Origin of the sequence: Schauerella aestuarii, assembly GCF_009866805.1 — a bacterium.
Taxonomy (GTDB): Bacteria; Pseudomonadota; Gammaproteobacteria; order Burkholderiales; family Burkholderiaceae_B; genus Schauerella; species Schauerella aestuarii.
In genome coordinates this window covers 600,801-621,244 of sequence record NZ_SIZW01000039.1, presented here as the reverse complement: position 1 = coordinate 621,244, position 20,444 = coordinate 600,801, and the positions used below count along the sequence as shown (strand labels likewise).

14 protein-coding genes and 1 tRNA gene are annotated in these 20,444 nt (G+C 56.3%); 8 read left to right on the top strand and 7 right to left on the bottom strand.

Going from position 1 to position 20,444, the window contains the following annotated elements:
* Positions 1-20 precede the first annotated feature (20 nt).
* Genes EYW45_RS05775 through htpG form a run of 3 tightly spaced genes read right to left on the bottom strand, consistent with a single transcriptional unit; the run spans position 21 to position 4,264 of the window.
* Positions 21-656: a transcriptional regulator gene (locus EYW45_RS05775; RefSeq protein ID WP_202444588.1), complete on the bottom strand. Its 636-nt coding sequence runs from the start codon at positions 654-656 to the stop codon at positions 21-23.
* Positions 657-713: 57 nt separating this feature from the next.
* Positions 714-2,336 (bottom strand): serine hydrolase, encoded by a 1,623-nt coding sequence (locus tag EYW45_RS05770; protein WP_161134389.1) that lies wholly within the window; start codon positions 2,334-2,336, stop codon positions 714-716.
* Positions 2,337-2,338: 2 nt separating this feature from the next.
* A complete protein-coding gene (gene htpG / locus EYW45_RS05765; protein ID WP_161134388.1) occupies positions 2,339-4,264 on the bottom strand; it encodes a molecular chaperone HtpG in 1,926 nt (641 codons plus the stop codon).
* A 158-nt stretch (positions 4,265-4,422) separates the two neighbouring features.
* Between htpG and EYW45_RS05760 the strand changes: the two genes are divergently transcribed.
* The 8 genes from EYW45_RS05760 (at position 4,423) to queE (ending at position 11,821) form a co-directional block, all read left to right on the top strand.
* Positions 4,423-4,507 (top strand) — tRNA-Leu (locus tag EYW45_RS05760).
* Between the two features lie 972 nt (positions 4,508-5,479).
* Positions 5,480-5,833, top strand: coding sequence for a hypothetical protein (locus EYW45_RS05755; RefSeq protein WP_161134387.1), 354 nt, complete (start codon positions 5,480-5,482; stop codon positions 5,831-5,833).
* 13 nt (positions 5,834-5,846) lie between these two features.
* Complete coding sequence (gene dbpB, locus EYW45_RS05750; RefSeq protein ID WP_161134386.1) at positions 5,847-6,992, top strand: DGQHR domain-containing protein DpdB; 1,146 nt, start codon at positions 5,847-5,849, stop codon at positions 6,990-6,992.
* Entirely contained in the window at positions 6,989-8,284 is a 1,296-nt protein-coding gene (gene dpdA / locus EYW45_RS05745; protein WP_161134385.1) for a tRNA-guanine transglycosylase DpdA, read from the top strand. Before dbpB (EYW45_RS05750) ends, dpdA begins: the two co-directional genes overlap by 4 nt.
* Entirely contained in the window at positions 8,281-9,360 is a 1,080-nt protein-coding gene (gene dbpB / locus EYW45_RS05740; protein ID WP_161134384.1) for a DGQHR domain-containing protein DpdB, read from the top strand. The genes dpdA and dbpB (EYW45_RS05740) overlap by 4 nt, the downstream gene beginning before the upstream one ends.
* A gap of 4 nt (positions 9,361-9,364) precedes the next feature.
* On the top strand, positions 9,365-10,069 hold the full coding sequence (gene queC, locus EYW45_RS05735) for a 7-cyano-7-deazaguanine synthase QueC (RefSeq protein WP_161134383.1): 705 nt from the start codon (positions 9,365-9,367) through the stop codon (positions 10,067-10,069).
* A complete protein-coding gene (locus tag EYW45_RS05730) occupies positions 10,066-11,175 on the top strand; it encodes a 6-carboxytetrahydropterin synthase (RefSeq protein ID WP_161134382.1) in 1,110 nt (369 codons plus the stop codon). Before queC ends, EYW45_RS05730 begins: the two co-directional genes overlap by 4 nt.
* Before the next feature lie 4 nt (positions 11,176-11,179).
* Entirely contained in the window at positions 11,180-11,821 is a 642-nt protein-coding gene (gene queE, locus EYW45_RS05725) for a 7-carboxy-7-deazaguanine synthase (RefSeq protein ID WP_161134381.1), read from the top strand.
* Between the two features lie 571 nt (positions 11,822-12,392).
* Here queE and dpdD read toward each other — a convergent pair.
* The 4 genes from dpdD to EYW45_RS05705 are packed head-to-tail and all read right to left on the bottom strand — an operon-like array spanning position 12,393 to position 20,424.
* The gene (dpdD, locus tag EYW45_RS05720) at positions 12,393-14,666 is read right to left on the bottom strand and encodes a protein DpdD (RefSeq protein ID WP_161134380.1); all 2,274 of its coding nucleotides are present in this window, start codon (positions 14,664-14,666) and stop codon (positions 12,393-12,395) included.
* Positions 14,663-15,196 carry a phospholipase D-like domain-containing protein DpdK gene (dpdK, locus tag EYW45_RS05715; protein ID WP_161134379.1) on the bottom strand — a complete coding sequence of 178 codons (534 nt, stop codon included), beginning with the start codon at positions 15,194-15,196 and terminating at the stop codon, positions 14,663-14,665. Before dpdK ends, dpdD begins: the two co-directional genes overlap by 4 nt.
* Positions 15,193-19,752, bottom strand: coding sequence for a protein DpdJ (dpdJ, locus tag EYW45_RS05710; protein WP_161134378.1), 4,560 nt, complete (start codon positions 19,750-19,752; stop codon positions 15,193-15,195). Before dpdJ ends, dpdK begins: the two co-directional genes overlap by 4 nt.
* A 12-nt stretch (positions 19,753-19,764) precedes the next feature.
* The gene (locus EYW45_RS05705) at positions 19,765-20,424 is read right to left on the bottom strand and encodes a hypothetical protein (RefSeq protein WP_161134377.1); all 660 of its coding nucleotides are present in this window, start codon (positions 20,422-20,424) and stop codon (positions 19,765-19,767) included.
* Between the last annotated feature and the right edge of the window lie 20 nt (positions 20,425-20,444).

Genomic DNA, 20,444 nt, shown 5'->3' with positions numbered 1-20,444 from the left:
GATTCCCTTCAGTGCCCTTGTCATTTCCGGACGGTGGATCTCAGCGGCGAGAGCGCGAGTTTATCCTCGCCTCCAATAATCCAAATCTTCGGCTGTGCAAGCACACGCGTTAAAAACGAGTCCTCGGACTTAATGCGCTTGCGCCATTCATCGCCCGTCAAAATAGTGGGATTAACCGGTCGACCAAGTGCATGACCAACATCTTCCAGCGCAGTGAAAACATCGCCGTAGCTGACGTTATCACCAATCAACATCAGGTCAATGTCACTTCGTGCGGTGTCGGTACGCTTTGCGACCGATCCATAAACGAACGCAGCCGTAATCTGTTGCGTTATGGGCGCGAGCGCTTCGCGTAGCGGCACGGCTAAGCCAATCGTTTTCTGAACAATCGCGCTTAGCTCTGCAAAGATGGGGGATTCGGCATTTGCCTGATAGTGCTTCTGGTTGCCGATGGTCTTCATCGTGACCAGGCCACTCTGCTCTAGAACAGCCAATTCGCGTTGCACCGCTCCTGACCCGCTACCAACGAGGCTGATGACCTCTTTAGCGTAGAAGCTTCGTTCAGGCTGGGCGAACAGCAACCCTAGCACACGCTGCTTGGTGCCAGGAAAAAGCGCATCGGCAAATCCCGAGCGCGATCGAGAGTCAGTCGTCATCGTACCCATATTGGGTTTTATTGCACCCAAATTGGGTACGACTGAGTAGTAACGCGTTTACTTACTCCGCTCACCCACCAAATCTCGGCCGTTCTGATGCAGCACCATCCGCACTGCCTCACCCTTCTCCCCCGGTGTCACGAAGCTGATCTGCGGATCCACTACGGTGTAGAAAAAGTCAGACGCACTTTCTGCATACACTCGAAACCGCTGCTGGCCGGTGGCCTGCACAAACAGTGCATCACCTTCGCGAGTCACCTCGAGAGCAAACTCCGGCGTCAGCCGATATCGCCCCACATACCGCTCCAGCACTTCCCCCGGCACATCGATCGGCACGCGCTGCGCGGAGAGCGGTTCAGCGGCAGACATCATCCCCGACATCAGCAGCCGTCTACCGATATCATCCACGCCAATCACCGGACGTACATTTGCCAGCACCACCACGCCCGTCCGCGTAAACGGCACGAACCCGATAAACGCGCTATAGCCGCCGGTCGCCCCGTTATGCCAAACCATCCCGCCGCGCGACTCAGGATCCACGTGCCACCCCAGCGCGATCTGCCCTTCCGAATCGGCAATATCGCGCTCGGTAGCCAGCGTAATCGCCATCGCGCGAGCGAGCGGCGGCGACGGATCGCCCATTGCCGTCTTCATCAACTTGAGCAAATCCTTGGCAGACGAATGCAATGCACCCGCCCCCGGCAACGCACCCATATGCCAGCCCGGCACGCGCTTGAGATCGCCGTCGTGACCTGGGGCCAATCGCGCCTGCATTGAAGGAGACAGCGCCGCAGAGGTGTCCGCCATGCCTAGTGGACCCGTTACCCGATCGCGCAGTGCGGCGTCATATGCCGCAACTGAATCGATCAGTGCGCCGACAGGCGCTTCAGCCTGGCCATCTGCGCCGATCAAGGCTTTGGCATTAGCACGCTCCGTGCTACCAACACCGGCGTCGGAACCAACAGCGCCCTTGCCACTGACGCCGGCCTCAGCATTCGCGTTGGTAACTTTCGAACCAGCAGCCGCCCGTCGCGCCAGCGCATCGCCCAGCAGCCCCATCCCCAGATTCGAATACTCATACGTCGCGCCAATATCCCGCGGCAATTGATACGACGACAAAAACGCATACAACTTATCCGGCGTGTAATCCGCATAGGGATCCGACATATCCGCAGGCTTCAAATTGCCCGGCAACCGCGGCAACCCCGACGTATGCGTCGCCAAATCTACCAACGTGATCGACTTCCCCGCGCGCTTCGGCGTGGTCACGCCTTCCAGCAAATACCTGTCCACCCGATCGTCGAGCTTCACCTCACCGCGCGCGACCATCTCGCCCAGCAATAGCGTCGTAAACACCTTCGACACCGACCCGATCTCAAAAATCGTATCGCCATCCACCGGCCGCCTATCGTCGCGGTCAAACTGCCCGTGACTGATCACGCGCATGCCATTGCTGTCGATCACGCCCACCACAACACCGATGGGCGGCTTCTCTCCCATCGCCATCACCAGCTCGTTCTTGATATCGGCGCTGGAAGGCAACTCGGCCCCGACGCTCATGGGAGCGGCGAGGCCGAGGCTCAAATAGCAAACCGCCGTCAAGGCGTAAAAACGCCCGACGGCGGCGGTCGCGCTACGGCGCGCGTGCGTGCCCAACTGCTGCCGCACACCCGCCGCCATGCTTATGCCTTCAACAGCAACTGGTTCAAGCGCTTCACGAAGGCGGCCGGATCGGCGATTTGCGCGCCTTCGGCGAGCATCGCTTGATCCAACAACAACTGCGCCCAATCGCCAAACTCTTCGTCGCTGGCCTTCTCGATACGGCCCACCAACGCGTGCTCGGGATTGATTTCCAGCACAGGCTTCACCACCGGCGCTTCCTGACCCGCCGACTTCAACATACGCAGCAGATGCGGGCTCAAGTCGTTCTCACCCACCACCACGCACGCCGGCGAATCCACCAGACGCGACGTTACGCGCACTTCCTTCACCTTGTCGGCCAAGGACGCTTGCAAACGCTCCACCAGCGGCTTGAACTGCTCGGCCACCTCTTCCTGATGCTTCTTCTCGGCTTCGTCCGACAGCTTGTCCAGATCCAGACCGCCCTTCGCCACCGACGCCAACGACTTACCGTCGAACTCACGCAGGTGCGACATCATCCACTCGTCCACACGCTCGGTGAGCAGCAGCACTTCGATGCCCTTCTTGCGGAATATCTCCAGGTGCGGGCTGTTGCTTGCCGCAGCAAACGAATCGGCCGTCACGTAGTAAATCTTGTCCTGACCTTCCTTCATGCGGCCCACGTAATCGGCCAACGACACGGTTTGCGACTCATCGCCCGAATGCGTCGACGCAAAACGCAGCAGCTTCGAAATGCGCTCCAGATTGGCCGCGTCTTCGCCCGTGCCTTCCTTCAGCACCTGGCCGAACTCCGTCCAGAATGCGGCATAGTCTTCGGGCTTGTTCTCGGCCATATCTTCCAAGAGCGACAGAATGCGCTTCGACGACCCTTCACGGATCGCACGCACATCGCGGCTCTCTTGCAGAATCTCGCGCGACACGTTCAGCGGCAGATCCGCCGAATCGATCACGCCACGCACAAAGCGCAGATACGACGGCAGCAATTGCTCGGCATCGTCCATGATGAAAACGCGCTTCACATACAGCTTCACGCCGCGCTTGCCATCGCGATCCCACAAATCCATCGGGGCATGCTTCGGGATAAACAACAGCTGCGTGTACTCGCTACGGCCTTCCACACGATTGTGCGACCACGCCAACGGCTCGGCGAAATCGTGCGTGATGTGCTTATAGAACTCTTGATACTGCTCGTCAGTCACTTCCGACTTCGAACGCGTCCACAACGCATTCGCCTGGTTGACCGTCTCGAGCTCCTCGCCCTTCACTTGCTCGCCCTTCTCCGCATCCCAATCTTCCTTGGCCATGCGGATCGGCAGCGAAATGTGATCGGAATAGCGACGCAGAATATCGCGCAGCTTCCAACCATTGAGCAGCTCGTCTTCGTCTTCACGCAAATGCAGCGTCACGCTCGTGCCGCGCTCCTCGCGCTCGACCTGGGCAATCGAGAACTCGCCCTGACCATCCGAAATCCACTGCACGCCTTCGCTCGCGGGCAAACCAGCGCGACGGCTCAGCACCGTAACCTTGTCCGCCACGATGAACGACGAATAAAAGCCCACGCCAAACTGACCGATCAGTTGCGCGTCTTTCTGCTTATCGCCCGTGAGCTTGGAGAAGAACTCGCGCGTGCCCGACTTCGCGATCGTGCCCAGGTTGGCCACCGCCTCGTCACGCGACAGGCCAATGCCGTTGTCGGTGATGGTAATCGTGCGGGCCGCCTTGTCGTAATCGACACGCAAGCCCAGATCGGCACCGCCTTCCAGCAGCTCGGGATGGTCAATGGCCTCGAAACGCAGCTTATCGCAGGCGTCCGAAGCGTTGGAGATCAGCTCACGAAGGAAGATTTCCTTATTGCTGTAAAGCGAGTGGATCATCAGGTGAAGCAGCTGCTTCACTTCGGCTTGGAAGCCGAGCGTCTCGGCGCCGTTCGCGCCAGCGGATGCGGTGGAAGTGTCAGTTTGGCTCATGATCGACTAGAAAAAGTGGGTTGAAGCGAGGGGCGCCAGGCCCCCAGACCGGTAAATTATGGGGGCATTCCACAAATTTTCAATATCCGATATAATTATTGGCTCGACACCACGCTGACCTTTCGCTGCAACGGCCTAAGGAACACGCGACCTCCTATGCCCGGGTGGTGAAATTGGTAGACGCAGGGGACTCAAAATCCCCCGCCGCAAGGCGTGCCGGTTCGATTCCGGCCCCGGGCACCAGATAAAGGAACCGCTACTCTCAATAAGTAGCGGTTTTTTGCTTTCTGCGTTGGTCACGAGCAGTAGCGCCTACGAGATTCATCGCAACTGCGAAGACGGATACGGCGATCTATGCGACGGTAACGCTCGAAGGATTCTCAAGAACGCTTGTCGCTCGGCATAGCCAGGCAGGTCAAACGCGTGCGTCAATGCCTAAAAGAGGCGAGCACGCGCGGTAATGATGTTGGCTCATGATTACGGAATGGTCTCCTATTCTTCCGCCATCCGGCGCTCATGAGACATCCAATGAGCCGTAAAACCGCAATATCTGCGCTGAAGAAATTACTGCTGGTCTGCCAGCGAAAAACTGCCTGAATAACTGCATGATGTACAATTTCCACCATCGGAAACAACTGCGAAATCGCTGGAACATCCATGCTTGTTACTGCTGTCATTGTCACCTGCTGCACTCAGAGAAAGTCTGGATCAGACCGGATAGATATGTCGCAGATTCCTCATCTGCTTACTACCAGGCAGTTGGCCGAGGCGTGGCGAAATGTTGTTAGCAAAGTGTTCCCGGTTGCGACTGCGCAGTCGTTGTACCAAGGTCGCTCGGTTACTGATACAGCAGCAGCGGCTAGCCACTTAGGTGTGTCTTGGCGCATCGTTTCGGCGGGACTAGGCCTAGTGAAGTCTGACGATTTCGTGCCAGGGTACGAATGCACGGTGGCTCCGGGGTCGGACCTGGCGCGTCGGCTCCAATCCATTAACGCAACTGCGGCTGATTGGTGGAACGAGTTAACCGCTCTCCGACCCTTCCCCTTATCTCACCTAATCGCCCAGTCACCGACGCTACTCGCGCTCCCTAGTAGTTATTTTCGTCTGGTCCATGATGATTTAGCTCGGGTGAGTCCGGCCTCTGCTAATCATCTGCGAATTTTCACCTCGAACGCGGGAGCGCGCGAGGTACCCAAGCACCTGATCGACTGCGTCATGCCTTACGACGAACGCTTGGAGTCGATACGCGAATTTGCCGGCACACAGTCTGATTTTGCACAGCGCGCGCTGAGGCATTTCGTGACTACTCTCGAAGCATCGACGCTACCGCTAACAAAGGCACGATCGGCGGTTGCAGCAGCACTCGCAAATCAATTGCGAATGCCCCGTTCAGCCAACAAGCGCATGTCGGATGAAGAAATTCGTGAGGTACTCATCAAAAAATGGGCACAGCATGAGGGTAAGAGTACGCGATTACTAAGATACCTGCGGGATGAGGCATGTATCTCCTGCGAACAAAAGCGATTCAGTCGTCTTTGGCAAGCGCTAGCAATTGAATTGCGCAACTGATATGGGAGTGTCCATGAAGCCTTCGCCGACTCGACCAGCACTTGTGATACGTGCATTACACACAACCCAGGGTCAAGGATTAGATGTTTACGCGTTCTTCATTAAGGGCGGGGACATCGTAAGAGTGGCGGACATTTCGCGGATTGGGCGAGATGCAACTGACGCACTAAAAGGCTTCCAACGACCAGAAATTCGTCAGCACGTGAAGGGTATTGTTGACTACCTCAACCAAGGCGACGTGTTGTTTCCCAACGCAATAATTCTAGCAATGGCACCCGATGTGAAGTTCACTGCCTCGCGCGGAAGCCGACCAACTGGCGATGCTAGAGTCTCTGAGAGCGGAACGCTAACTTTACCAATCTATGACGAGGGCCAGCGTGTGGCTTGGATAGTCGACGGGCAACAAAGGTCGATCGCCCTCTCTCAAGCGCAACACAGTGATTTAGCGGTTCCAGTGATCGGGTTTGTGTCGGACAAAATATCCGTCCAGCGAGAACAATTCATCTTGGTCAACAAGGCCAAACCGCTGCCAACCCGACTAATCAACGAACTCTTGCCGGAGACAGCAGCCTTCGTGCTGCCTCGTGATTTGGCGGCTCGAAAGCTACCGGCTGAGTTGGTAAATCTACTGAATCAAGATCCCGCATCGCCATTCCACCGGATCGTGAAGCGAGCATCAGACCAAACAGCCTCCGGGGCGGTAGTAACGGATACTGCACTTCTCTCGATCGTCAAAAATAGTCTATCGACTGCGCTAGGGGCACTCGCACCTTTTAAATTAATCGGACGCGACGGCGGCGGAGACGTTGAAGGTATGTACCGGTTATTAATCACATACTGGACAGCAGTAAAAAACGTATTTCCTAACTGTTGGGGAATGGATCCAAAAAATAGCAGGCTGATGCATTCGGCTGGATTGCTCGCGATGGGTCTGCTAATGGATGCGATCTACCTTCGCTTAGCTCCGAATGCTGACGTAGCCACAGTGCAACGCGAGATCGAAAAAATTGCCCCAGCTTGTAGGTGGACAGAAGGAACTTGGGAGTCGATAGGCTTACCCTGGAACGAAGTTCAAAACACTCCACAGCACGTTAAAAAACTACAAGCTGCTTTGATGCAAATCTATGCCGCGAGCAACCATACAAAAAAATTCACATGAAATTTCTCTACTCTGATACTCAGGATTACGTAGATCCTGGGTACGATTTTCTTAATGATCGCAACAGTCCCGGGCGTGAACGTTACTGGTCGGATGTGTACGCTCATGAACTCATGGAACCAGCACCATACGATGGCCTCCTGGTTGCAATGAGTGCAGTCCGACAAGCTCCCGGGGTTGCCGCTTCAAAAGTGCGTTACTCAACTCGAGAGGAGCAACGCCTACTGCGTGATGGCGCTCGAAAATTTCTGCGCTACGACGACATTCGCTTCAAGGATGCAATGCTGATGGGGGATTGCGGTGCTTTCGCGTACGCTAATCACCCCGAACCGGCGTACTCACCCAAAGAGGTTCTGGAGTTTTACATTGAAGCAGGATTCACTCATGGCGTCTCGCCAGACCACATCATCTTCGATTGTGACCTGAGCAACCCATCGGAGAACGAGGTAGGTGCAGCAGTTCGACGGCGATACGCGGTCACGCTGGACAACGCTGAGGCGTTTCTGAAACTAACCAAACGCGAAGGTATGCCATTCGAGCCCCTTGGTCCCGTGCAAGGATGGTCCCCGAATAGCATGGCCGAGGCGGCGTATCGCCTAGAGCGTATGGGATATGGTTACCTAGCTATCGGCGGTTTGGTACCTTTGAAGGTTGACGCGATTAAGACAGTCCTTTCAGCGATTCGCGCACGCATCCATCGAAATACGAAGATTCATCTTCTTGGCTTTGCGAAGGCGGATAGTATTCACGAGTTCACAGACTTTGGCATCACTAGTTTCGATTCCACTTCGCCGTTAATTCGCGCATTTAAGGATGAAAAAGCCAACTACTACAGTGAAGGGTCCGACGGTAGACTTGCTTACTACACTGCTATCCGCATCCCTCAGGCCATCGAAAATTCACGTTTATTACAAGGCATCAAGCGCGGGATATTCAGCGCCGAGGATTTGCATGTTCGCGAGCGCAAAGCCCTAGCAGAATTACGCTCATTCGACCGAGGCAATTCGAACGTCAGCGTCACGCTGGAAGCAGTGATGGATTACCACCAATTCTTGATCCGCGGCGATGGCACGGGAGGAGATCTTCAGGATAAGGCGCTCGGCAAAATTGCTTCGCACATCCAACGAACACTTGAGCACGAACCATGGAAGCAATGCAAATGCGATGTGTGTCGTGCAATCGGCGTGGAGGTAATCATCTTTCGATCGAGCAATCGCAATAAGCGTCGTGGATTCCACAATCTGGGCGTCTACCACCGCCATTTACGGAAAACCTTGAGAGAAACCGCGTGACTAAATATCGATTTAAGGCCGTTCGGGCCCAACAGGCAAAGGGGCATGACGTGTTTGTGTTCGCCGCGCATCCTCACGACATACTGTCATTTGCTGAAATCGAGCGAGTTTCCCGCTCGGACGATGGGAGCTTAAAGGGGTTTCAGCGCCATCAAGTGGCGTCCCATATTCGCGACATTCGCGACTACTTATCTCGTGATGACGCACTCTTGCCCAATGCGGTCATAGTAGCGTTCATCGACGGCGTAACGATAGAAAACCTGAGTGACGAAGTCGCAGAAGTCACGATAACGATGCAGGGCGACAAAAAACCCGGCTTCGTGGTCGACGGACAGCAAAGGCTAACAGCGCTGTCTGGTATCGACAAGCCGGACTTTCAGGTATTCGTATCGGCTCTTGTCTGCAGGGACTACAACGAATTGCGTCAGCAGTTCGTGCTGATCAACAATACGCGCCCCCTACCAAAAACACTAATTTATGAGTTGTTGCCAAACGTGGAAGGACTGCCGGAGCGCTTCACGCAGCGAAAGTTCTCCGCACGTATCGTCGATTTACTCAATTTCACTCGCGGTAGTTCGCTACATGGTGAGATAAGACAACACACCAATCCGGCGGGCGTAATCAGTGACACCGCAGTACAGCGCCTGATTATGAACTCGGCCTCAGACGGGGCTATTCGAGACCTCGTTCAATATGACGATCGAGATGAGCGGGCGTTTCGCCTCGTTAGCGAGTTCTTCCATGCAGTGGCCAACGTATATAAACCGGCGTGGGCGGGAATGACCCCACGGTTCTCACGATTGCGGCACGGCGCCGGTATCGTTTCAATGGGCTTTGTCATGGACCACTTGTACAGTGCTGAGGGAGCCACCGAACGTAAACAATTCGAGCCAGGCCTGCGGCTACTTGCTTCCTACACAGCATGGACTGGAGGGCAGTGGCCACTTGAGACGTGGGACACGCGCCCCTGGAATGGAATCCAGAATACTCCAAGTGACATCGATCAATTGACTCGCTACCTGGTCAGTTCTATCAAGAAGGCGCTACGTAAATCGCGCCGCATCGACAATGAATAACGACATGAAGCGCAAAGCATTGGTGCTGTTCTCCGGCGGGCAGGATTCCACGACATGCCTAGCCTGGGCTTTGAATCGCTATGCACATGTAGAGACAATCGGCCTCCACTACGGACAACGGCACGCGGTCGAGTTAGAGTGCCGATTAGTGATCCTGGAACGCTTGAAGGCGCAATTCCCTGCCTGGGCCGAGCGACTTGGTGCGGATCATATGCTTGACTTGACCTTGCTAGGGCAGATCAGCGACACGGCACTCACACAAGATCGTGAAATCACGTTCAAAGAATCCGGCCTACCCTCAACCTTCGTACCGGGTCGCAACTTGCTGTTCTTCACGTTCGCTTCGGCAATTGCCTACCGGCGCGGATTGACTGCGCTAATAGGCGGTATGTGCGAGACTGACTATTCTGGATACCCCGATTGCAGGGATAACACCTTGAAGGCGTTGCAGGTGGCGATGAGCCTCGGCTTGGATGCACCAATGGTCGTGGAGACGCCGCTCATGTGGCTGAACAAGGCGCAAACCTGGACGCTAGCGCAAGAACTGGGCGGCCCCCCTCTCGTAGAACTAATCCGCACCGAAACACACACCTGCTACTTAGGAGACCGTACTCACGTGCATCACTGGGGCTATGGGTGCGGTCACTGCCCTGCGTGTCATCTACGCCGCGACGGCTACGACATCTATGTGCAACCGGAGACAGCATGAACGCGCATACTCCCTCCCTCGCTATATTGCACGCTGCCAGCAGTCGATTTGAAGCTGCCCGGCAGGTAGATATGCTGCCAGACGGCCACCGCTGCCGGCACATGCACGGACACGGTTTTACGGCCACAGCATATGCTACCGTTCCGGCGGAGTGGGCGGCGTACCCGGGTGACGAGGCGACTGCTCTGCAGCGGCGGCTCCATCGCTGCACTGAGCTTCTCACCTATGGTGTGCTCAATAAGCATCTATCGCAGCCGACGGATGAAAACCTGGCACGCTGGATTCGCGAGCGACTCGAAATGCCCGGCATCGACCGAGTGGCGGTGCAAAGCACGCCGAACCAAGGCGTAGAAGTGGATGCGCGAGGCCACGCGCACGTCTGGCGACGCTACCGCTTCCAGGCGGCTCACCAGTTGCCGCATGTGCCACTCGGACACAAATGTGGCAGAATGCACGGGCATGGCTTTGAAGTGATTCTTCATGCCAACCAGGACATGGCTGGCGCGGATCTTAGCATCGACTACGATCATCTCGACGCGCTTTGGGATCCGATCTCGGCGCAGATCAATTATCGCTGCCTCAACGAGGTGCCCGGACTTGAAAACCCAACCAGCGAGACCATCTCGTCGTGGTTGTGGGAGCGGATCAAACCGGCGCTGCCGGCGCTTTCGTGGGTCACCGTCTACGAAACAGCTTCCTGCGGCGCTACGTTTGATGGGGCGAATTATCGGATCTGGAAAGACTTCACTATTGACAGCGCTGTTCGGCACCGACGTGCACCGACCACTGATCCGCGCCACGCCATTCACGGTCATACTTACACTCTGCGTCTACACCTAACCGCTCCGCTAGATCAAGTAATGGGATGGACAGTAGATTTTGGTGATGTGAAAGCGGTATTCGATCCAATCTTCAAGTCTCTAGACCATCATCCTTTACACGAACAGGCTGAACTAGCCGACGGCGACATCACGACGGTGGCGTGTTGGCTGCACGAAACAACGCTACGCGCATTGCCGCAACTTGTGCGCGTTGATTTATTCGAGTCCGAGGGCTGCGGTTCGATGATTGGCGTAGACCTAGGAGGGCCGGCACTGCCGGCGTGAAGCGATGACATATTCGGTCAAAGAAGTCTTTTATACGTTGCAGGGCGAAGGCCTTCAAGCTGGCAGACCAGCAGTGTTTTGCCGATTCTCCGGATGCAATCTGTGGTCAGGCCGTGAAGAGGATCGGACTTCAGCGATATGTCAATTCTGCGATACTGACTTCGTCGGCACGGATGGAACGTCGGGCGGGAAGTTCGCTTCCGCGCGAGAATTAGCAGGTCAAATTGCTTCTTTCTGGCCAGCCCACGATTTTGAGCACCGCTTAGTCGTGATGACTGGAGGGGAGCCACTACTGCAGTTGGACACAGAACTAATTGACTGCCTCCATGACCTCAGCTTTAAAGTGGCCGTGGAAACGAATGGTACGATCGCGGCGCCCGCCGGAATCGACTGGATCTGCGTAAGCCCAAAAGCCGGAACGCATTTGGTACAAACTCGCGGCGACGAACTGAAGTTGGTATTCCCACAAATGGGGTTTGGCCCGGCAGATCTAGATCTCTTGGCTCTAAAATTTGATCACTACCTAATTCAACCAATGGATAACCTTTTGGTCCGCGAAAACACCGCGGCAGCTATATCATATTGCCAAAGTCACCCACTATGGCGGCTATCAGTTCAGAGCCACAAGATTATCGGCATTCGCTGATTGCCGACTTTCACTTTCTTCAATGATTAACATTAGCTTCACGGGTCAAAAATACCCGGCCTAACTCATATCACACCTGTGGCAGGCTAAACGTCCACTAAGCTCCCGTTCTCGAAATGCCCGCATGGTGATCTCACATCGATTAAATGGCCTCACGACACTATTCCGACGACCAGTATCAAAATTTGGCGGTTGGCCATTCGTTGAGCGGCATCTTTCGAGACGCAAGTCGCCTGCATCTAACTTTCCATGCGCATCGATCATGCACTCCAGTAGAGGTGCGCGGAATGCTAGTGATAAAAGCTAGCCCTACTTAAGCCGTGCTAGCAGCACAACGCTATCCGGCCTTGGTCTGCTTCAAGATCGCGGTGATCCTCGCGATTTGCGAACCATGGGGTTGTCACGCAAAATTTTCCTATTTGCTGGTATTGGAAACTTTGCCTCTTTCGAAGGAAGCTTGCCAGGAGGTTTTCACCTAACCGCTTGGATCTGAAACTTTCCGACCAATCGTTGCCTTGCCTCTGTCACAAAGCTAAAAACTTCATACTTCCCGTGACAGCAGTTGTCAGTCTTACGCCGCGATTTTCCTAAGCACGCAATCGAGGATACTGGCACTGCCTTTGCCGATCGGAAGCAAGGTTTGCCGTGCGCCCCTAGCCTCCTTTGCAGCGAAGTATGCTTGGTGCTTGCTGCTTTTCCAAGCGAATACAAATATGTCAGCGGTGGCGGCTAGGACTTTAAGTTTTTCGGTTGCAACGTGGTCAGAATTCAACTCCACCTTGGCTTGCGGAAACAATTTCTTGAGGAACTGCTTCGCCCGCTGCCCTGCCGGCTCTGTTAGGGTGTAGATGCCAATCAAACCGGAAAAGTCGACGCGCGGCGCCAGCACTTCATGAAAGCTGTTACAACCTGGAAACGACTCCAATAGGCTGGAGCATCCGTAATCCTGGGCCAGCAAGCTAAGAATCTCGTATTGTACGGGACTGAGTCGGTGAAAATACGTACGGGCCGTGCCGACGACCTCCATGAAAAGCCGGAGCCGCGACTCTTCGTCCGGAGAAGAGTGAAGGGCTAGCATTTCTGCTGCGTTAAGTGCCCAGTCCATGTTGCCTGGAGCACGGTTCGCGCCCACAATTTCCGAGTAGGCATCGACCGCTTCAGCGTAATCCTCTTTCGAAGGCGCGAGGCCAACTAGGGCGTGAATTACAGCGGAAGCCAGTTCGAGCTCGTTAGCGCTAACCGCGCCGTTCCAGGCTACGACACGGATCAGCATGGCATAGAGTGGAGCGAAGGCACGGACCGGCCGTTCAGGCCTGTCTACGAAGAATTCGACTAGAGGTGCGAATGCGTCGCGGAACACCTGTTCGGCGCTTCCCCCAGCGTTCCCGATCCGTTCGGCCAATTCCCTGCAGATCGCCGGGTCCAAGGCATATGCCTCGACGCTCCATCGAGGAAGCGCATCCTCAAGGACCTCGAGCGGGGGACGGCCCTGGGTCCCGGATTTGACGTAGTCTACCCAAGACAGCCAATCCGCTTCTGGACGGATCGTCCTGGATGGTGGATCAGCGACTTCTCCCGATTCCACGGCGATGTCCGCAAGCAGTTGCTGGAGCCTGGCCAAGTCCCTCGTCGTCCATTTCAAGCGTTCGACTTCGGACGCTGTCTCAACAGCAGCAAGAACCCTAAGAGCAATTTCTGCATCATCCATTTCAACAGCGCAACGGAGCAGAGCACCGAACGTCCACGAATCAGGGAACGCGTCGAAGGAAAGTTGGAGGGCCAACCCATAGTCCTCGTCACCGAAAGCCTGGCGGACTAATTCGTAAATACCAGTGCTGGGCGTGACGTCCGAAGTAACCAGTCGTTCAGCCCAACGCTCCACCAGTGCTCGTCCACAACCGTCAGGGTAAGTGGACACAATAGCTAGGCAGCGCTCTGTGTTTGGTTCGGCCTGGATGAGTTCATAGAGCATGAAGGCTTTGAGCACGCTGGGATGCATGACGCCTTTACGCTCGAGAAAAAGAGGACCGAAGTCGGCGGCGATCTTTTTCCCAAATACCGACAGGACTAACTCGTCATCGCCGCTGTCCTCAATGTCGGCAATATGCGTCGAGTAGAGCGCTCCAACCAGGTCCGCAATAGTTTGGGCAGGTAACGACAGGCCAAGTACGGATCTGACGAGTGGGAAGTTGTGCGCTAATTCGAGTGGGCGGCGCAAACCGGCGAGCATCCGAATTTCCAGGTATTTTTCCTGTTCGGTATCCAAGCGGCCGCTGCCCACCAACTCCGCGCGCAGCCGTACTGCATCCAGTTCATTGCCAGCGAGCAAGGCTCGGTCGAACTCGGCTCGCACCTTGCCAAATGGCCGTTGAGCGCGGTCTGGAACGCTGGGCCGGCGGCGCAGCAAGCCCAAATACAGTTGTAGCGCGTCGGCAATTGCCAACCGATCCCTAGCATTAACTGGTACCAACCGGAAAACAAATCGCCCAAAATGTTCGAGCAGCGCGTTTTCGATTGCGTCGTCCCGGTCCGGTTCGAGGAACTGCCCTCGGAAATCGCTGAAACTGGGGCCGATAAACGCCGTCAGCTCCATCGACAAGGCGCTTGCTCCGTTCTCATCCGGCGCCATGGCGTACCATTGGGCGGACCCCTCAGAGCAGAAAACTGGTAGGACGATGGGCAACCGCCCTCCCGAAGCTGAGAACGCGGTGATCCACGGCAGCGCCTGCTCCAGCCAGGCCGGCGACGCGCTGCGAGCGAGTACGCTTTCCCATTTCAAGGAGTTTCGGCCCGAAAAGAATCTTTCGAGCCAGGACTTATCCGCCGGACGCAGGGCGTCAATCATCTCGATTCCCCATAACGCGCGAATTCGAGCCGCGTGCGCCTTAGGTCGGATGGGTCGAGCGAGAACTCCACCCATTCATCATTAATGGTCATGCCGTTATAGGTAAGGTTCATCGATCCCAACAGCAGGCCCCTCGTCAGCAGTACGCCCTTCGTGTGGAGTTGGTCATAGATACGAACGGTCAATGAGTCTTCCAGATCGTGTTCGCTGACAAGTTCGGCGAGGCTCGTACGGAACAAATCGTTGCTGCTCTCGTTGCGGGTGACGACGTGCGCTTTCGTGCCGCGACCCATCAAGGTTACCAACACGTCCGCGAGGCGGATCTCGCGCCGACCCCACTCAGGGTTAAGTGCATCAAAATTTCCGGAACGGTTGTCGATGAGTACAACATTACTAATCCAGGGCGAAACTATCCAAACTTCCTCACCAGGTTGCAGGACCTCTGCCACGAACATCGTTTGCATCAGTTCCTGAATGGCTGCGACGCCGGTGGTCTTCGTCTTGAAAATACGTCGGTAGGGGACGTTCATTGCACGGCTTCCACTAGTTCGATGTCGGCCTCGATCAGGGACAGCGTCTGGCGGACTCCCTGGAGGCGGGCATACGCGCGCAAGTAGCCCGATTCAATGGGGTTTGTCACCAACGCGTTAAGGGCCGCAGCCAGGCTGGAGCGGCTGGTCTCCGGACATGTAAGAGTCACCTGGCGGCCGGCCGCGAGCTCTTCGGAAGCTTTCTCAAACCACCCGGCGTCTAGCATCGAGATGCAAACGCGGTCGTCGCCAATAGACTCGGAGACAAGTAAACGCTCGACTAGGGGGAGTTCAGCGAAAGGGTTTCTCATCTGCAGGGCGGACCGGCGGATAGCTTGCCCGCGCGGCCACAAGAGGCCGCTGATAGCGTTGCTCCGCCAAGCGCTTCTGTCGCCGACCGATGGGCCGCCTAGGTCGGGCACCACTCGATCGACCTCGTCGGAGTGGCTGAGAAAGTAGGTCATGACGCGTAGGTCGACCTCAATGCCAATCCGCTCTTCTTCCTCCCGCCACTGCCGTAATACCCGGGACAGGTAAATGTCCGTCGCGGCACCCGATCCAGGGCGGAGGATGCGGTTTCCGAGAGCGACAACAAACCCGTGGAACGGGGAAAATCCTTCGAGCATGAGGGATCGGCGAAGAGACTTGAACGTCCGTGCCATTTCGTCCTGGCTTTTCGCCATCCTGAACCTGCGGACCAATTCTGCGCTTTCCGAAATACCGCAATCTTCGTCATCGGCTAGTACATTGACAATCTTGCCTAGTTGGTGCTCGATAAGTTCGAACTCGCCCATTTCGAGATTCGCGCGTACCGTGGAGAAAAAGCGGCGGGGATCTTCCGCGTAACGACGCATGAACTCTTCTACGAGCCCATTTCCGCCCGGATTTCGCTCGGTAAACCAAGCCTCGACCACATCCGGGCGCAAGCCCGCATCCTGTCCGTCGAGCGCCGGCCCCCGATCCAAGTCGACCGACAGGTCCTCTTGATCAATTCCCGGGCAAAGATCGGTCACTGAGCGAAGCACCGCCGCCGCCAGGGTGGCGTGGAACACCCCTCGAAGCCATGGTTCCCAATCAGCCCCGATCGGCTCCCAAAGTGTCGCACCGAAACTGTGCAACTCGTCGAGTACATTCGAATCCCGAAGACAGATGTCCAACTCCTGTCGGAGCTTTTCGGTGCTCGCAGATTCTCCGGCCTCTTCCTTTTCTTCCACCATATGCGACTGGAATAGCAAGCCAAGTACGTCCTGAAGAGAAATCGAAGCCCGGCCTTCCCGGATATTGGCGCCGGCGTCGGCCAGTCCTACCTCGCAGCTCATTGCCTCATAGGTCAGGGCCGAGAGATAGATCTGAGCGAGCCATTCGCGCATGAATGGATTTTGGACCGCCGCCAATCGCTCGCCGCGCCAAGCGAGGTCGGCAAACCTAGCAGTTCGCAGTGCACGCCATTTCTCGCTTCCGCCGATGTCTTGGGATAAGTGCAAGCATGAGGGAATCTTTATCTGGAACACAACGCCATCGGCCGCGAACCGCGCTCCTAGTGCCGCTGGCTTACCGTTGACCCGGAAAGTGGTCTCAGCACGGACCCTCTCGGTGCCGAGGCCGATTTCCGCGGAAGCCCCCGTGGTAAACCGCCGGATCTCAATCGGAGCGTGCCGTGTGTGTGTGAAGAAGCCTATGCGCGAAACGATCTCGCACCACAGACTTCCCTCGGGCGGCGATACCCAAGAGGGTTCAACCGCCGCGACAATTTGGCTGTGCCACTTTGGAGAGGCGTTGGAGGAATCGGTTACCTCTTTCGGCGGCGCCTTAGTCGTCAGGCTCAAGGGACGGAAGACCGGGAGCGACACGCTTCCATCGCCCGAGCGGATCTGGTAATCGCCAAGGGCCTGATGACTCCCAATCAACTCAAGCTCAAGATCGAACGTACCGGATCCGTTCGGGAAATTCGGCAACGGCGGTATCCAATGACGCTCGGTTCGGTGGCTGACGCCGTAGCGACGACTAACGCGACCGGGCGCGAACTCCCGCAGTGCCGCGAACACAGCCATTGCCGGCGCGTCGAACCGGTCCACGCCTCCCGTCCCAGGCAACTCGATAGCCACTTCAGCCAAGTTGAGGTCGGCGAAAAGGGAACCGGGGATGAATTCAGGAAGCGGATTATTGAACGTACGATAATCCTGCTTCGTTTTCCCTCCCGCAGCCCAGTCGCTCGACAGGCGCCTGATCGCGGTCGGTAAGACCGTCGTCAGGAGCGGCCTGGGGAACTCCCACATGATTGCCGAAAGGTCTTCCGCGGAAATCCCCAACGCGCTTTTCAGGTAATTGCTAAGGCGCCTTACCCCAGCCTCCGTCTCCAAGATGTTGCGCAGTTCGCGAAGCAACTTCTGGCGTCGAGTCGCACTGTATTTTTCGCCGCCGCACAGTTCACCCCAAACGCTGCCCGGTGAGACTCCATCCAATTTCGAGCCCAGATAATCGATCGTTGCGAACACGGCTTGCATCCTGGTAACGTATCGGTTGCCCAGAGGCAATGTCCGAACCGGCAATTCCGGATTGAACAGTAGGTCGTAGCTTTGGTAGGTAGCACGATCCCGCCCATAATCAGATAGCACGACCACTGTCCACGGCCGCATGCCACGCGTACGCCCGCCACGGCCCTTCCGTTGCAGCAACCCGGCCATGCTCCGCGGAGCCTTGTGCTGTATTACCGCTCCGACCGCAGGGTCGTCGAAACCGACTTCCAGTACTGCTGTAGCGACGACAACGTCGGCTTCCGCATCAACACCGCGGTCTTGCGAACTGACTCGTTTCACTACCAGGCGCCGGTTTAGGCCGCCGTGCAAGTCCTCGCAAACACGCCAGTCTTGACCGTTCAAGTACCGAGAATATGAAGTGCCAGTGTTCCGCAGTATCGCCAAGCCGCCGTTGGGAGCATTGCGTATGTCGGGGTCGCCATAACTATTCCTCCCCTCTGCACTCAGGAGATCAAAATACAGGCGGTTGATCACGTCTAGATTGTCAGTAAAAACGAAGGTACGCTGTCCAAACGTGCCGCAACTGACGGAGTCGCCAGGTTTATCCGCCTTCGGGTCGAGGCATCGCTGCAGCGCCATGCTCGCTTGGATCGTGGTAGAAAGCAGGGCCGCGCGCGACACTGGATCTCCTCGCAATGCCAGCATGTACTCCGCCCCTTCAGACACGACCTCTTCGGATCGAGGCGACACCTCATCAACCAGGTTGTTGTGGCACCCGGTCAGCGCCGAGAAAAACTGTGCAGCCTCCCGCAAGGTTGCAGAGAGGCCGACGAAACGAAGGCGCTGGTCCAGCAATCGCTGCCAGCGGCGCATAAGGTAAGCGACTTGCGCGCCGTGCTTGCCCTCGTAAGTGTGCACTTCGTCCATAAGAACCAATTCCGGAGCCCGTAAGGCATTCGGCCCTACGCCGAAGATGTGTGCCGTCGAAGTGTCCGATAGACGTTGATTGAGCATTTCCGTCGTGGTGAACAACAGATCAGGTACGCTTTCCTTCATGGATTCGCGAGTTATGGCGAAATCGCTGCCGTCTACGACGCCCTGGCAAGCCGCGCATACCAGGCGTTCGACCCCGTCCTCGCGGTCCTTCTTGAGCCAACGAAGTTCGCCGCCGCAGTCCGGGCAGGCAAGAGTCGGGCAGATGCTGTCGTTTCCAACCTTCCGCCAGTCGCAATACCGTGCAGAATGGGGCGTATCTCCATAAAGTGCCCCAATCCGGATCTTGGCCGCTGCTCCATCAGGCAAATCATCCTTCAGGGCACGGATGCGCTGCAGCACTTCACGCAATTGATCCTTGAGAAGCTCCGTCCGTGGGTAGAGCGCCACCGACTTCACCCAACCCGAGTTCTTTCCGTCCAACAGTACGTGACGGTAAGCGGATGCGAGTGCGGGCAGGTAAAAAGCTAATGTCTTGCCGCTACCAGTGCCAGCGCAGACGATAGTGGCCAGGTCCAAATCATTTTCGATGGCCCGGAGAATCCTTTGTGCTGCCCTCACTTGGAAACCTGACAATTGGACGGCGCCGCCCCCTCGTAATAACAAGGCTTTAACCGCAGTCAAAAGCGCAGGGCTCCCGGCCGCTTCGCCAATCAGGGCTAGAGCCTGCTCAATGGATATGTTGCGGGCCGGGTAACAACGTCTGCGGCGAAGGAAACGGAAGTCGGCGACCAGCTTGGGCGCGCGTTGCCATCCGGAGGATCCGCCATGCTTCGGGAAAAGTTGCCTGAGCCTTTGAAGTAGACGGACTGTCTCCGCCATGCGGGACCGGTAACTCAAGCATCCGCCGCCGATAGGCACCTCAGTAATCAACTTACGCACTAACAACTCACCCAGCACGTCGTCAGCCGTCAGGAAGTCTTCGATGCCGTTGTAAAGCGCTTCTTCGATGAGCGGGTCGATAATCCCGTGAATCTCTGTTTTGCTGAACGCACCATCCACGATGCCCCAGACTAGTAGCTTCGCTTCGCGTTCCTCAATGCAATCCAACGTGGTTCTAAGAAATTTTTCACGCGATTCCGACATAATTTCTTCCTGCTATCTCGCTCGTACAGAAAAATTTTTAAGCATGCCACTCAAACTCAGCCAATTGACGACGTCAGTCGTAAGCAACTCCAGATTAGCTCCGCTTGCCGAAGAAGTAGCATCGAAGAATGCTCGTACCTCGGAAGGAACATCCTGGTTTTCGACGAATCGAATCTCAGACAGTTGCCTGGAGCACTCCTGAACTTCTTCCAATGCTTCGGTTGTGTCAGGAACTCCCGCGCGATGCACTAACAATCGCTTGTGAAGACGTCTATAAAGCGCCAAAGCTTCCTGGTTTTCCTGCAGGGTCATCAGGATTGTCTGTTCTCGCTGTTCTGGAGGGAGCCCTCCGAACAGCCTGCTGCCGCAGTAGCCCTTCCAGTCGTACTTTTGTAGTGTCTCTTCCACGGTGTTGAATTCGCCGATCGACTCCGTCAGCCTGATCCAGCGCTGCTTATCCACCAGCGTTGCCGCCTTGGGAGATTCCATGAATCTGGTAAGTATCATGGCGCATGACTGCCTGGCCTTCTCTACATCCGGCGACTGAGACAGCGGAACCCCTCCCCGCTCTAGCAGGCCACGGCGCTCAGCCAAGGACGCGACCTTCGCAGCGAGAGCGTGCAACTCGCTCTTCTTCTTAGACAGAGCCTCAGCTTCCTCAACGCTGCTCATGGTCGCCTCCGCGCTTACTA